The following is a 14,179-nucleotide window of genomic DNA, read 5'->3' as shown; positions in this document are numbered from 1 at the left end:
GAGTAAGGGCCGCATGCGTGGGCGCGATTGATGCGTGTCGCTCATGCTGTCACGCAAGCGACATCAAGCCGACATATCGGCCCACCACCATGGCGCATTGCCCAACTCCAGGAACCCTGCAATGCGCCTGAGCGTCTTCCCTTCGCGCCGGACCCGCGCGGCACTGGCCAGCGCCGCGGTGGCGGCATCGCTGCTGGCGGCATGCGGCGGCGATGACAGCGACAACGGCAGCGACAGCGGCACGCCCGCAGTCAGCGCGCCCACGCTGGTGGGCCGCGCCGTGCTGCCCGCCGCCACGTTTGCCAGCGGCCCGCAGTCGGGGCGCTATGTGACCGGCGACCTCAACGGGCAGGCCGCGCCGTTCGCTTCGCAGCCGGTGCAGGGTTTCTCGGCGGTGCTGCGCAATCCGGACGGCAGCTTCATGGTGATGGCCGACAACGGCTATGGGTCGCTGGAGAACTCGGCTGACTTCAACCTGCGCGTCTACACGGTGGCGCCCATGTTCAGGACCGCGGCCGGCGGCGCGGGCAGCGTGGCGGTGCGCAGCTTTATCGAGCTGAAGGACCCGAACCGGCATGTGAAGTTCGCGATCACGAACCAGTTCACCAGCGAGCGCGTGCTGACCGGGGCCGACTTCGATATCGAGAGCATGCAGCGCGCCAGCGACGGCACGCTGTGGTTCGGCGATGAGTTCGGCCCGTTCCTGCTGCATACCGATGCCAACGGCGTACTGCTGGAAGCGCCGATCCCGCTGCCGGATTTCGAGAACCCCGGCAAGGATATCCTTTCGCCGCAAAACCCGTTCAACGAAGAGGCCACGCCGGTGCGCGTCATGAACGCGGTGCGCGCGCATGCCTTCGCGCATGGCGGCACCCGCGCGCCGGTGTTCGCGCCTTATTACGTACAGCTCAAGTACGACCTCAACGGTGTCAGGTCGAGCCCCGACGCGCACTACGCGCGCGGCAGCAATCCGCAGCCGGGGCTGGCGCCGGCGGTGTCCGACACGCTCGACCTGGCCTCGGTCAAGGCCGCCGGCTACAGCGTGGTGACCTGGACCGTCAACGACAGCGCAAAGATGGCCGAGCTGCTGAAGGCCGGCGTCAACGGCATCATCTCGGACCGGCCTGACCTGCTCTACGCGGCCGTCGCCGCGTACGATGCCAACGGCGACGGCAAGCCTGGCGATTACCTGAGCGCCGACGGCCTGATCGATGCCGCCAAGTTCGACGCGCAGGGCCACCGCGGCGCGCGCGACCTGCGTCCGGAGAACACCCTGCCGGCGATGGAAGCCGCGCTGGACAACCTGATGACCACGCTGGAGACCGATGTCGGCATCACCGCCGACGGTGTCGCGGTGCTCAAGCACGATCCCTATATCGAATCGGTCAAGTGCCGCCGCGCCGACGGCGCGCCCTACGGCGCCGCCGACGAAGTGCTGATCAAGAACCTGACCGTGGCACAGATCCAGTCCACCTACATCTGCGACAAGCTGTTCCGCGGTCCGAGCCAGCGCAACGATGTGGGGCTGTCGCCGGTGTCGGCGGCGGTGGCGGCGGGCAAGGGCTACGCCAGCCCCTACGTGGTGCCGCGCGCGCAGGACGTGTTCGACCTGGTCAGCGCCTATGTCGCGTACTACAGCACCGGCGCCGGCCAGGGCCATGCGCAGGCGGCGCGACGGGTAAAGAACGCGCAGGCGGTGCGCTTCAATCTCGAGACCAAGCTCAACCCCCGCAGCGACAGGGACGGCAAGGGCAACGTCTACAAGGACCGCACCGTCGGCGCCGAGCAGATGGCCGACACGCTGGCGGGCGTGATCAGTGCCGCCGGCATGGCGCAGCGCGTTGATATCCAGAGCTTCGACTTCCGCACGCTGCTGCGCGTGCAGGAGAAGTTCCCGGGGATCCGCACGGTGTACCTGTTCGGCGACTTCCCCATCTACGGCGACCCGGTCAACAGCGACGACGGCACCAACATGCAGGACGAGGCCGGCGCCAACACGCCGTGGATGGCGGGACTGTACTGGCCGTACCGCGCCACCGCGACGTCGAACCCGCCGCGCGCGAAGCGCTCGGGCGGCTTCGAGGGCATGGCGATCAGCCCGGACGGCAAGAAGCTCTATCCGCTGCTGGAACTGCCGCTGGCCGGCCACGACGGCAAGACGCTGCTGATCTCGGAGTTCGACATCGCCACGCGCCGGTACACCGGAGTGCAATACAAGTACCGGCTCGACGAGCGGGGCACCAATATCGGCGATTTCATCCTGTTCAACGCCGGCGAGGGCCTTGTCATCGAGCGCGACGGCTCGCAGGGCGACCTGAACGGCTTCAAGAAGCTGTTCCAGGTGACGCTGGGCAAGCCGGGCGACTATGTCGCCAAGTCAGAACTGGCCAACCTGATGGCGCTGCGCGACCCGTCGGGCATCAGCGCCGGCGGCGCCCCGGGCGACGTGGCGCTGGGCGATCCATTCGGCATGCCGTTCAACACCATCGAGGACGTGCTGGTGCTGGACGCGACCACGCTGCTGGTGATCGACGACAACAACTTCCCGTTCAGCGTGGGGCGGCATGTCGGCAGCAGGATGCCGGATGACAGCGAATTCATCCAGATCCGGCTGCCCAGGGCGCTCAACCTCGGCGGCTAGGACGCCAGGCTGCGCAAGCTGCTGCGGGCTGGCATCCCCGCCAGGTTGGGGATGTCAGCCGGAGCGGGCGCCCGCGTGCTGCTGTTCCAGCTGTGCGCGCACCGCCGAGATATGATCGCCGGCCTGGTCGACAGCATTTTCCAGGTCGCTGGTGCTGCAGCCGAGCTCCTGGCACCAGTACTGCACTTCGAGCGGATCCATCAGGTTGATGCGGCCCGGATCCAGGGGCCTGAACTCGCTGGTCACATCGCTCATGCTTGCCTCCGGTTCGTGTCTGGGGGCGACACGGTCCTTGCATTGTAGCCAGACATCCCGCGCGCGTTGCATGCAAGTTGCACCGGCGGCAGCGCATATCATGTGGCGGTGATCCCTTGCACAGGAAGCCGCATGCCCCGCTCCCCCGGCGCGAAGCTCTGGTCCGCGCTGAACAAGACCGCATCCCGCCACGCACGCCAGATGCAGCGCGCCGTCAACAAGAACCTCACCAAGCCGATGACCGAGGCCATCGTGCGCAACGCGGTGAAGCAATCGGCTGCAGTCACGGCCGCCACGCAGCGCGCCTTGTCCGGCGTGGTCTCGCCGGTGGCGGCGCCGCAAAGCCGCGGCAGCGGGCGCTGGGAAGAGGGCGCGTGGGGTGCGCCGCTGGCGCCGCGCCGCTACCGCATCTTCGTGCCGGCGGGCGCCACCGCGTCGCGCCCCGCGCCGATGCTGGTGCTGCTGCACGGCTGCGGCCAGGACGCCGCCAGCTTTGCCGCGGTCACGCGCGCCGCCGCGGTAGCGCGCGAATCGGGCTGGGTGGTGCTGCTGCCCGAGCAGAGCTCGCAGGCCAATGGGCAGCGTTGCTGGAACTGGTTCCGGCCCGCCGCGCAGGGCACCCTCGAGGCCGGGCTGCTGATGACGCTGGTCGAGCAGGCCTGCCGCCGCCATCCGGTCGCGGCGGACCGCGTCAGCGTGCTGGGCCTGTCCGCCGGCGGCGCGATGGCGCTGATGCTGGGGCTGCGCTACCCGTCGCGCTTTGCCGCGGTGGGCTCGCATTCCGGCGCCGTGCCGTGGAGCGCCGGCAATGCGGCACAGGCCACGCGCGCCATGCGCGGACAGCGCGGGCCCGACGCCAAGGCCATGCAGGCACTGCGCCTCGGCCTGGCGGGACGGCGCCCGCCGCCGTTGCTGCTGCTGCATGGCGATGCCGACCACGTGGTCGACTTCAGCAACGCCACCGCCGCGGCCGGCATGTGGATGCACCTGCAGCCCGAAGGCACACCGCCGCTGGCCGGCGTGCCGGCGCGGCGCATCCAGCGCGGCCAGCGCCGTGCCATCGATGTGTTCGACTGGTACGAGGGCAGGTCGCCCTACCTGCGGCTGGTGCGGGTGGAAGGCCTGGGCCACGCGTGGAGCGGCGGGACCGGCGGGCATGCGTTTTCGGATCCGGCGGGGCCGGATGGGTTGAAGCTGGCGTTGCGGTTTTTTCTGGCGGTTGAAGTCTAGGGGAAACGGCGACTGCAGCGGGCGCATGGATAGTTGGCTTGCTGGATAACGGCTACATTGAACTGGCCATCCGCAGCGATCATCGGTAGCGATCGATTGCCTTCCCCCGGTTCACAAGGATCCGGTTGACCGGCTTCTCGTTGCCCAGGGGACCGTGGAAGGCCTGACGCTGCTGACTTCGGATCCGCTCGTTGCCCAATAGCCGGGGCCCATTCGGCTAGTCTGATCGCAGCTATCCCAGCCGGACCGGCTCAAACACCACATCACTCGCCGGACAAGCCACGCAGGGCAATATCAGCCCCTCGTCCTTCTCGTCCGGACTCAGCCCCGGCCATTCGATCCGGTAGCGGACCGTCCCCGCGTGCAGCCGGCTGGCGCAGGCGCGGCAAGTGCCGTTGCGGCATGAATTGGGCAGCGCCACGCCTTCGAGCAGCGCCGCTTCCAGCAGGCTTAGCGCTGCCGGCGCCGCGAAGCGGGCAGATCCCGGCAGCACCTGTGCGGTGAATTCGGCGCTTTCGTCCGGGGCGGCGAGGTCAGCCATGGGCGTCATCCTCGGCCTGGGGAAACTGCGCGCGCCCATGGGTGGCGTCCCGCAGCGCGTCGCGCGCGGTGTCGAGCTGCGTGGCGGGCATGCGCAGCACCAGTGTGGCCAGCGCGCCATAGCCGGTTTCGGCCAGCGTGCAGCCCGCGGGCGCCTCGTAGTCCAGCCAGCGGCGCACGCGCGGCTCGTCGGCATAGTCGACCGCGACCGCCAGCGTGCCGAAGGTGATGCGCTCGACCCTTTCGGCGCCTTTCAGGGCCGCGGCGATGGCATCGGTGTAAGCGCGCACCAACCCGCCGGCTCCCAGCTTGACACCACCGTAGTAGCGCACCACCGCCGCCAGCACGCCGTCGAGGTCGTGGTGGCGCAGCACTTCCAGAATCGGCCGCCCGGCCGTGCCGGACGGTTCGCCGTCGTCGGACATGCCGGAGGCGCCGCCGGCCAGCAGCGCCCAGCACACGTGGGTGGCGGTGGGGTGCTCGGCGCGCAGCGCCTGCAGCGCGGCCATGGCGGCGTCGCGGTCGGCAACCGGCAGCGCCAGCGCCAGGAAGCGGCTCTTGCGGATCTCGATCTCGGCGTGGACGGGAGTGGCTAGCGTGTAGGTGGGCAAGGGCGGGCAGCGCGGAACTGGTACGGGAATCCGCGCCGGCCGGGCCGCGGAAGCAAGGCCGCAGTGTACCGCAGCGGCCCGGCTCGCCCCAGGCTCGCAGCGCTTTGTGTTGCATCGTCAACCTGGTGTCACAAACGGCGCCTACGATCCGCCCCGGACGTGCGCGATGACGCCCGCCGCCGCCTGTGCAACAGGTGCCTGGTTCCACCCCCCGGGACTGGCGCAAACATGCAGTGAACCATTCCTTTCCTTTCCCCGGATCGAAAACATGCTTGAACAACCCAATGCTGGCCGTCGCAAGACCCTGAAGCTATTGGCCGGCGCGCCCATGTTGCCGCTCGGCTTCGCCTCCACCAGCCTGCTGGCAGGCTGTGGCGGCGGCGATGACGCCGCCGTCGCGCCGGCACCCGCCCCGGCACCCGCGCCGGGCCCGGCCGCCACCTTCACCACTGCCGAGTTCGTGCCGATGAGCGCTCCGACGCTGGCCACGCCCGAGGCCATGGCGACCACCACGGTCGGCTCCAGCCTCACGGTGTCCTTCAGCGACGGCAGCAGCCAGACCTACAAGCTGGCCTACCAGCCCTTCTTCGTCACCGGCGACAACCTGCCCGACGGCAAGGGTGGCACCATCCTGGCGGGCGGCTACTACGACATCAACAACCAGCCGATCATCGATACCTCGGTGCCCGGCAAGGAGCGCCAGTTCTTCTCCGACGCGCCGGACGGCAGCTCGCTGCTGACGCTGGCCAACCCGACCGTGCCGGGCGTCAAGGGCAACACGGTGTTCGCGGTGGTGCAGTTCGAATACACCACGCGCAACCAGGGCAATGCCAGCATGTACGGGCTGCTGCCGTCGCCGATCGCGGTGCTGACGCTGGACCAGGACCCGGGCAGCGGCAAGCTGACCCCGGTCAAGTACCACAACGTCGACACCTCCGGCGTCAACGGCCTGTGGATCACCTGCGGCGCCAGCCTGTCGCCGTGGAATACCCACCTGTCGAGCGAGGAGTACGAGACCGACCTGATGGATGCCAACGCGGTCACGCAGCTGCAGGGCTACAGCCGCAACCTCTACGGCGACCCGGCCCGCGCCAACGCCTACAACTACGGCCACCTGCCCGAAGTCACGGTGAATCCGGACGGCACCGGCACCATCAAGAAGCACTACTGCCTGGGCCGCATCTCGCACGAGCTGGTGCAGGTCATGCCGGACGAGCGCACCGTGCTGATGGGCGACGACGCCACCAACGGCGGCCTGTTCCTGTTTATCGCCGACCAGGCGCGCGACCTGTCCGCCGGCACGCTGTACGTGGCCAGGTGGCACCAGACCTCGGGCACGGGCCCGGGCAGCGCCACGCTGTCGTGGCTCCGCCTGGGCAGCGCCACCAGCGCCGAGATCCGCGCGCTGGTCGACGGCGGCATCCGGCTGGCCGACATCATGGACGTCAAGACCGCCGACCCGGCCGATGCCAGCTACGCCCGCATACTCTACAACGGCAAGCCGAACTGGGTGAAGCTGATGCCCGGCATGGAAAAGGCCGCGGCGTTCCTGGAAACGCACCGCTATGCCGCGCTGGTCGGCGGCAGCCTGGGCTTTACCAAGATGGAAGGCACCACCGTCAACATCAAGGACAAGAAGGCCTATTCGGCGATGTCGCGCATCGAGTCGAGCATGCTGGCGGGCAACGCCGCCAATGCCGTCGACATCCAGGTGGAAGGCCCGTACTCGGGCGCGGTCTATGAGCTCAACCTGAAGGGCGGCCAGGCCGACAAGACCGGCACGGCGATCGCGAGCGAATGGGTACCGGTCGACATGGCGGCGGTGCCGGCGCTGGTCAGCGAAGACCTCGGCGGCGGCAAGATGAAGCAGCAGGACGCGCTGGGCAACTTTGCCAACCCCGACAAGGTGGCCACGCCGGACAACCTGAAGTTCTCGGAAAAGCTGCGCACGCTGTTCGTCGGCGAGGACAGCAACACCCACGTCAACAACTTCCTGTGGGCCTACAACGTCGACACCAAGGTGCTGAGCCGCGTGCTGTCGTGCCCGGCCGGCGCCGAGTCTACCGGCCTGCATGCGGTGGACGAGATCAACGGCTGGACCTACGTGATGAGCAACTTCCAGCATGTCGGCGACTGGGAGTCGCCGCTGCACGACAAGGTGAAGGCGCAGCTCGATCCGCTGGTGCGCGCCAACTACAAGGACCGCTTCGGCGCGGCGGTTGGCTACCTGACCGGCGACCCCACCGGCGTCAGGCTGGCCAGGGCCTGACGCGCGGCTGCGTGCGGCGATGAGGACGGCGGGCTTCGGCCCGCCGTTTGCATTGGGGCGTCGCTGTCTGTAATCGCCCGCGGATCCGCTAGCACGCACGATCGGTTCAGGCGAGCCGGGGCTAACCCGCATCCGTTGCAACGGCCCCAGCGCGTCGAGGATGGCCTCCATGCGGCTTGCGCCACCGTGTCCTACAGTGGTGGGGGCGCCCGCCACGGCACTTCGCCGGCGCGCCATCCGCCCAGGACAACAAGATCCGCATCACAAAGGAGACCAGGCATGAAACGAGCTGTCGGGAAAGCCGCGATGCTGTGCCTCGCCGCCACGCTGCTGTACGGCTGCGGCGGCGATGACGACGAGCCGGCGCAGACCCCGCCGCCCCAGGCCGAAGCAAAGCGCCCGCAGGACGACCGCACCTTCACCATGGATGCGGCCACGCTGCCGTTCGCGGCGCTGGCAGGCGCGCCCGAGGCCGACCGCTGGTGGGGCGTGCAGGATGGCGCCGGCTACCGCATCGAGGTGCCGAAGAACTGGAACGGCCGGCTGGTGATGTATGCCCACGGCTATGCCGGCACCGGCGCGACACTGTCGGTGACCCTTCCCAGCATCCGGCGGCACCTGCTGGCCAATGGCTACGCCTGGGCTGCGTCCAGCTATGCCAAGAACTACTATGACGTGCGCGCCGGCCTGGAAGACACCAATGCCCTGGCGCTGGCTTTCACGCGCATTGCCGCGCAGAACGGGCGCACGCTGGCGGCGCCGGCGCGCACCTATATCGTCGGCCATTCGATGGGCGGCCATATCTCCGCCGCGGCGGTCGACGAGGAGAACATCCAGGCCGCCAACCACAAGGTGCGCTACCACGGCGCGGTGCCGATGTGCGGCGTGCTGGGCGATACCGAGCTGTTCAACTACTTCGGCGCCTACCAGACCGCCGCGCAGCAGCTGGCCGGCTATCCGGTAACGGCGTGGCCGGTCGCCAACTGGGCGCAGATCGCGCCGGCGGTGCGCGCGGCGCTGTTCACCACCTATCCCGGCCAGACCACGGCGCAGGGCGACACCCTCAAGGCGATCGTGCGCAACCTGACCGGCGGGCAACGGCCGCTGTTCGACTGGGGCTTCGGCGGCCCGGGCGCGCAGGCGCTGCAGGACGCGGTGTGGAGCACCTTCGGCCAGGACGGCTCGGTCAATGGCATCCTGACGCAGAACGTGGTCAATACCACCGGCATCAGCTTCCAGTTCGACAACGACCCGGCGCAGTCGCCGGCGGAGCAGTCGTTCAACACGGGCATCTTCCGCGTCACCGGCAGCGCCGAGGCCAACCGCGCGCGCAGCGACGGCCTGCGCTGGATTCCCGGGACCAATGCGCGCATCGGTGTGCCGGTGGTGACGCTGCATACGCTGGGCGACATGTACGTGCCGTTCAGCATGGAGCAGATCTACAAGCGCCGCGCCGATGCCAACGGCACCGCGCAATGGCTGGTGCAGCGCGCGATCCGCGGCGTCAGCCATTGCGACTTCACCGTGGCCGAACAGGCCCGGGCCTTCGACGACATGGTCAACTGGGAGCAGAATGGCGTGAAGCCGGCCGGCGACGAGGTGCTGGACGCCGCCACCGTGGCCAGCCCGGCCTACGGCTGCAAGTTTACCGACAACACGCTGGCAAGCGGCGACGAAAGCCCGACCACGGCGGCGCTGCGGCCGTCGGTGGCGCAGGCGTTCCCGTGCGCGCCGGGCTGATCTGCTGATCGGCGGAGCGGCAGCCTGACGGCGTGGCGCGCGGCGCGGTCCGCGCGCCGATTCTGCTACGCTAGGCCCGTTTCCTTGCTTGCGCCTGCACCTGCCATCATGACCGCTCCGACCCACGACCCCGACGCGCGCCGCATGGCGCCCGCCACCGAGCGCAACCGCGAGCCCATCCTCGCGGTGCTGCGCCAGGTGCTTCCCGCCAGCGGCACCGTGCTGGAAATCGCCAGCGGCACCGGCCAGCACGCGGTGCACTTTGCGGCGGCGCTGCCGGGCATCACCTGGCAGCCGAGCGATCCGGACCCCGCCGCGCGCGCGTCGATCGCGGCCTGGACCGCGCACACCGGCCTGGCCAATGTGCGCGCGCCGCTGGCGCTGGATGTCTGCCGCCAGCCGTGGGGCATCGACGCCGCCGATGCGGTGGTCTGCATCAACATGATCCATATCGCGCCGTGGGCCGCGGCCGAGGCGCTGTTCGCGGGCGCCGGCAGGCTGCTGGGGCCTGCTGGCGTGCTGTTCCTGTACGGCCCCTATCGCCGCGGCGGTGCGCATACCGCGCCCAGCAACGCCGCCTTCGACGCGCAGCTGCGCGCCACCGACCCCGACTGGGGCGTGCGCGACATGGAGGCCGTGATCGCGCTGGGCGCGACGCAGGGCCTGCGCTGCGACGAGCCGGTGCCGATGCCGGCCAACAACTTTTGCCTGGTGCTGCGCAAGTAAGACGCCGCGCGCGGATTAGCGGGGTGCCCCGGCCTTCAGCCGCGCACCAGCATCACCACCGCGGTGGCGATCAGGCACACCGCAAACAGGGCCCGCAGGCGGCGCTCTGGCATCCGGTACGCCAGCGCCACGCCCCAGGAGATGGTCAGCATGCCCCCCAGCGACAGCGGAATGCCGCTGGCCCAGTCGACCTGGCCGGCATGGGCATAGGTGGCCAGTGCCACCACCGCGCCGGGCGTTACCAGCGCCAGCGCCAGGCCCTGTGCCGCCGCCTGGCGCAGCCCGAACAGGCCGACCAGCGCCGGCGCGGCCACCACGCCGCCGCCCACGCTGAAGAAGCCCGAGAACAGGCCGCCGACCACGCCCACCAGCGGCATCCAGCGCGGCGAGACGCGCGCCTGCGACGCCGTTACCGCGCGTCCCGGCAGCAGCCGCCACAGGAAGTACAGCGCCATGCCGATCATGAACAGCGCGAAGATCCGCCGCAGCAGCTGCGCATCCATCGCGGTGGCCGCGCGCGCCGAGAGCCACGTCGCCAGCACTGCGGACAAGCCCAGCACCACCGCCGTGCGCAGCGCAATGTCGGCGCGCTTGCGGTATTGCCAGAAGCCGATCAGCACGTTGGGCGCGATCATTACCAGCGCGGTGCCCTGCGCCAGCTGCTGGTCCATGCCGAACAGCAGTCCCAGCGCCGGAATCGCGATCAGCCCGCCGCCGATGCCGAACAGCCCGCCCACCGCGCCGAGCAAACCACCAAGTCCGAAGATCAGCAGGGAGGACAGCAGCAGGTGGTCAGGCATCGGTGCAAGGGGGCAATGCGGGGGGATTACAGGCCGGATTCCGGAGCAAGCGGGGCACGGCGCGGTGGCCTCAATCATACGCGCGCGGCCCCGCCCGGCGCTTTGCACTAAAATCGGCGGGGTCATTCGACCCTGCGCTGCGCGGCCTGCCAGGCTCGCCCGGCACGCACCCGCTACGCACCCGCTACGCACCCGCTACGCACCCGCCCGCCACGGAGAACACGATGAAGGTCCAGAACATCCTGCAGACGATCGGCAACACCCCGCATATCCGCATCAACCGGCTGTTCGGCAACGGCCACGAGGTCTGGATCAAGTCCGAACGCAGCAACCCGGGGGCCTCGATCAAGGACCGCATCGCGCTGGCGATGGTGGAAGACGCCGAACGCCGCGGCGTGCTCAAGCCTGGCGGCACCATCATCGAGCCGACCTCGGGCAACACCGGCATCGGCCTGGCCATGGTGGCCGCGGTCAAGGGCTACAAGCTGGTGCTGGTGATGCCGGACAGCATGTCGGTGGAGCGCCGCCGCCTGATGCTGGCGTATGGCGCCACCTTCGACCTGACCCCGCGCGAGAAAGGCATGAAGGGCGCGATCGCGCGCGCCGAGGAACTGGTGGCCGCCACCCCGGGCGCATGGATGCCGCAGCAGTTCGAGAACCCGGCCAATGCCGACGTGCATGCGCGCACCACCGCGCAGGAAATCCTGAACGACTTCCCCGAGGGGCTCGACGCGCTCGTCACCGGCGTCGGCACCGGCGGCCACCTGACCGGTTGCGCGCGGGTGCTCAAGGAGAAATGGCCGCGGCTGAAGGTGTTCGGGGTCGAGCCGGTGGCCTCGCCGGTGATCTCCGGCGGCGCGCCGGCGCCGCACCCGATCCAGGGCATCGGCGCAGGCTTTATCCCGAAGAACCTTGATACCGCCTTGCTCGACGGCGTGATCCAGGTCGACGCCGAGCCCGCGCGCGACATGGCGCGTCGCTGCGCGCGCGAGGAGGGTATCCTGGTCGGGATCTCGTCGGGCGCCACGCTGGCGGCGATCGCGCAGAAGCTGCCGGAACTGCCGGCGAACGCGCGCGTGCTGGGCTTCAACTACGACACCGGCGAGCGCTACCTGACGGTCGAAGGCTTCCTGCCCGCCTGAGCGGCGATCGCGGGCCGGCCGCGTTCCGAGCGCGCGCTCAGAACGCTTCGTTGATCTGGAAGTAGACGCCGCGCGTGCTGCGGCCGAAGCCGGCATCGAGCCGCACGTTGACGCGCGGCTTGAACTCGAAGCGGTAGCCGATGCCGGCGTTCGGCAGCCAGTGCGCCGAGGCCAGGTCGCCGGGCTTGGGCGCGATCGCGCCGGTGCCGGCCCACAACACCATGCCCTGTCGGCCGGCGATATGCAGCCGGTATTCCACCTGCGCCATGACCACGTTGCGGTCGCGGTACTGCCCCAGGAAATAGCCGCGCATGCGCTTGTTATCGCCCAGTTGCGACAGCATGTTCCACGGCACGTCGCCCCAGCTGAAGCGGCCGTAGAGGTCGAACGCCAGCACGTCGCGCGCGCGCAGGCGATGGTAGCGGTCATAGGACCATTCCAGCGTCTCGAAATCGGTATTGCTGCCCAGCGCGCGCCGGTACACCGCGGCATTGGCGATCAGCGCCTGGCCGGCATAGGGGTTGGGCAGGAAGTCGCGCGTGTCGTACGAGAAATGCGCGGTCACGCCGGCGCTGAACACATGCGGCCCGTTGGCATCGGTGGCCAGCGCGCTGGCCGCGCCGCGCTGCAGGCTGGTGGCATCGTCGTTCTGCACCGAGAAGCCGGCGCCGACATAGATGTTGGGCCGCACCCGCATCAGCAGGCGCGGCTGCAGGAAGAACTCGCGCCGGGTATAGCCTTCCTTGTTGGCATCGTCGCTGGCGCGGTCGTAGCCGATGCCCCAATAGAAGGTCGGCATGTTGAGCACCGCGCCGGTGACCACGAAGCGGTAGCTGTCGTCGGCAAAGAAGGTGGTGTTGTCCACGCCCAGGCCGATGGCGCCGCGCGTGGTGACGAAGCCGTGCAGGGACGCGCCCAGCCGCGTCAGCAGCCGATCGTCCCGCCGCAGCCCACGTCGATGCCGAAGAAGCGCTCCAGCTCAGTCAGCGACGAGAAGCTGATGCCGATATCGCCGCTGCCGCGCACCGAGCCGAGCATGCCATAGACGTTCATGAACGGGAACAGCCAGGCGCCGACCTGCACCTGGTTCGAGGTATTGCGGATGCGCGACTGGTCGAAGCGCACGAAGTCCGCGCTGCGCAGCGGCGCGCTGCCCGCCGAAACGCTCAGCCCGGTGAGCTGGTAGCGCTGCTGGCCATCGAAATACGAATAGCCGATGTCATAGGGATTGGGCAGGTCATAGCCCTTGTCGATCACGCGCTGGGCAAAGAACGGCAAGGCCCGGTCCCATTGGCGCGGGGTCGCGGCGGCCTCGCCGGTGCCCGGCTGCGCGGGCGGACCGACATAGCCGCGGTAGGGCCCGGCCGAGGCGCTGCTGCCTGGCACGGCGCTGGTGGTCGCCGCCACCTCGCCGCCGTGGCCGGCCACCCAGGCTCATGCGGCCATTGGCATGCACGCCAGCGCCGCCAGCAGGACCGCCGTGCCCGCGGTACGCGGCCAGCGTGCGGCGCACCCGGTGCGGCGTTGCGTGGCGGCCGCGGCGGCACCTGGCGGCATGGCTCTCCCTGGCTGTTCTGCATGGTGGTCGCCAGAAGATACCGGTGCGCGCCGCGCGAGGCAATGCGCGCGGCGGCCAATCCGTGGCAATGGCCGCGTCGGCAAGAAAGAATAAGATCTCCCGCCGAAAACGTTCAGATCGCGCGGGCCCGGTTCAGCGCGACAGCAGGCCGTGCCGCCTGTGCCAGTCGGCCAGCGAGTCCTCCGGCCATGTATCGCAGTGCAAATGGCCCTTGCCGCGCGGCACGTCGACCCACGGCGCCACGGATTCCAGCGAGGCCTCCACCACCTCCGGCGGGCGCGGCAGCGGCGTATCGATGGCCGAGGCATGGGGATACAGCAGCTCGGGCCAGCGCGGGTCCCACAGCCACAGCGCGCTGCCGCACTTCACGCAGAAATGCCGCTGCGCCGGCGAGCGCCGCGCGCGCTTGCCGGGCTCGCGCAGCACCGCATGGTAGACGCCCAGGTGCTTGCGCCCGCGCACGCGCAGCGTGGCGGCGTCACCGCCGATGTTGATGGCATAGCCGCCGCCGCCCGCGGTCTTGCGGCAGATCGAGCAATGGCAATGCATGTAAGGGCAGGGCGAATCGGATTCGAGCGAGAAGTGGACCGCGCCGCAATGGCAGGAGCCGTCGAGATGCATGGGAGGAACCTTGGCAGGGTGGCGT

At 69.5% G+C, this 14,179-nt stretch carries 13 protein-coding genes and 1 pseudogene; 7 read left to right on the top strand and 7 right to left on the bottom strand.

The window, feature by feature from the left end; genetic code table 11:
- The first annotated feature begins 121 nt into the window (after positions 1-121).
- Entirely contained in the window at positions 122-2,641 is a 2,520-nt protein-coding gene (locus tag CBM2586_RS28300; protein ID WP_115691160.1) for an esterase-like activity of phytase family protein, read from the top strand.
- 54 nt (positions 2,642-2,695) lie between these two features.
- Here CBM2586_RS28300 and CBM2586_RS28295 read toward each other — a convergent pair whose 3' ends face one another.
- The gene (locus CBM2586_RS28295; RefSeq protein ID WP_115666033.1) at positions 2,696-2,896 is read right to left on the bottom strand and encodes a DUF3606 domain-containing protein; all 201 of its coding nucleotides are present in this window, start codon (positions 2,894-2,896) and stop codon (positions 2,696-2,698) included.
- A 132-nt stretch (positions 2,897-3,028) separates the two neighbouring features.
- Between CBM2586_RS28295 and CBM2586_RS28290 the strand changes: the two genes are divergently transcribed.
- Positions 3,029-4,126 (top strand): extracellular catalytic domain type 1 short-chain-length polyhydroxyalkanoate depolymerase, encoded by a 1,098-nt coding sequence (locus tag CBM2586_RS28290; protein WP_115666034.1) that lies wholly within the window; start codon positions 3,029-3,031, stop codon positions 4,124-4,126.
- Between the two features lie 35 nt (positions 4,127-4,161).
- Positions 4,162-4,328 (top strand): annotated as a pseudogene (locus CBM2586_RS32705) (type II toxin-antitoxin system VapC family toxin); the annotation flags it as partial.
- A gap of 30 nt (positions 4,329-4,358) precedes the next feature.
- Here the strand turns inward: CBM2586_RS32705 and CBM2586_RS28285 are convergent.
- Positions 4,359-4,667 carry a 2Fe-2S iron-sulfur cluster-binding protein gene (locus CBM2586_RS28285; RefSeq protein WP_115666035.1) on the bottom strand — a complete coding sequence of 103 codons (309 nt, stop codon included), beginning with the start codon at positions 4,665-4,667 and terminating at the stop codon, positions 4,359-4,361.
- Positions 4,660-5,277 carry an IMPACT family protein gene (locus tag CBM2586_RS28280; RefSeq protein WP_115666036.1) on the bottom strand — a complete coding sequence of 206 codons (618 nt, stop codon included), beginning with the start codon at positions 5,275-5,277 and terminating at the stop codon, positions 4,660-4,662. The genes CBM2586_RS28285 and CBM2586_RS28280 overlap by 8 nt, the downstream gene beginning before the upstream one ends.
- Positions 5,278-5,545: 268 nt before the next feature.
- Between CBM2586_RS28280 and CBM2586_RS28275 the strand changes: the two genes are divergently transcribed.
- The 3 genes from CBM2586_RS28275 (at position 5,546) to CBM2586_RS28265 (ending at position 10,012) form a co-directional block, all read left to right on the top strand.
- On the top strand, positions 5,546-7,546 hold the full coding sequence (locus tag CBM2586_RS28275) for a PhoX family protein (protein ID WP_115691158.1): 2,001 nt from the start codon (positions 5,546-5,548) through the stop codon (positions 7,544-7,546).
- 279 nt (positions 7,547-7,825) lie between these two features.
- A complete protein-coding gene (locus CBM2586_RS28270; protein ID WP_115691156.1) occupies positions 7,826-9,286 on the top strand; it encodes an alpha/beta hydrolase family protein in 1,461 nt (486 codons plus the stop codon).
- 108 nt (positions 9,287-9,394) lie between these two features.
- Entirely contained in the window at positions 9,395-10,012 is a 618-nt protein-coding gene (locus tag CBM2586_RS28265) for a DUF938 domain-containing protein (protein WP_115666039.1), read from the top strand.
- Positions 10,013-10,047: 35 nt separating this feature from the next.
- Here the strand turns inward: CBM2586_RS28265 and CBM2586_RS28260 are convergent, their stop codons facing one another.
- On the bottom strand, positions 10,048-10,812 hold the full coding sequence (locus CBM2586_RS28260; protein ID WP_115691154.1) for a sulfite exporter TauE/SafE family protein: 765 nt from the start codon (positions 10,810-10,812) through the stop codon (positions 10,048-10,050).
- A 224-nt stretch (positions 10,813-11,036) separates the two neighbouring features.
- Between CBM2586_RS28260 and cysK the strand changes: the two genes are divergently transcribed.
- Entirely contained in the window at positions 11,037-11,954 is a 918-nt protein-coding gene (cysK, locus tag CBM2586_RS28255; protein ID WP_115666041.1) for a cysteine synthase A, read from the top strand.
- A gap of 37 nt (positions 11,955-11,991) precedes the next feature.
- Here cysK and CBM2586_RS28250 read toward each other — a convergent pair whose 3' ends face one another.
- The 3 genes from CBM2586_RS28250 to CBM2586_RS28240 form a co-directional block, all read right to left on the bottom strand.
- Positions 11,992-12,819 (bottom strand): BamA/TamA family outer membrane protein, encoded by an 828-nt coding sequence (locus tag CBM2586_RS28250; RefSeq protein ID WP_240987942.1) that lies wholly within the window; start codon positions 12,817-12,819, stop codon positions 11,992-11,994.
- Between the two features lie 59 nt (positions 12,820-12,878).
- On the bottom strand, positions 12,879-13,382 hold the full coding sequence (locus CBM2586_RS28245) for a hypothetical protein (RefSeq protein ID WP_115691149.1): 504 nt from the start codon (positions 13,380-13,382) through the stop codon (positions 12,879-12,881).
- Between the two features lie 283 nt (positions 13,383-13,665).
- Positions 13,666-14,154 (bottom strand): GFA family protein, encoded by a 489-nt coding sequence (locus CBM2586_RS28240; RefSeq protein WP_115691147.1) that lies wholly within the window; start codon positions 14,152-14,154, stop codon positions 13,666-13,668.
- Positions 14,155-14,179 lie beyond the last annotated feature (25 nt).

It is taken from the genome of Cupriavidus taiwanensis (genome assembly GCF_900250115.1).
Lineage (GTDB): Bacteria > Pseudomonadota > Gammaproteobacteria > Burkholderiales > Burkholderiaceae > Cupriavidus > Cupriavidus taiwanensis_B.
Note: the sequence above shows the minus strand (reverse complement) of the source record. Positions and strands in the feature narration are given on the sequence as shown.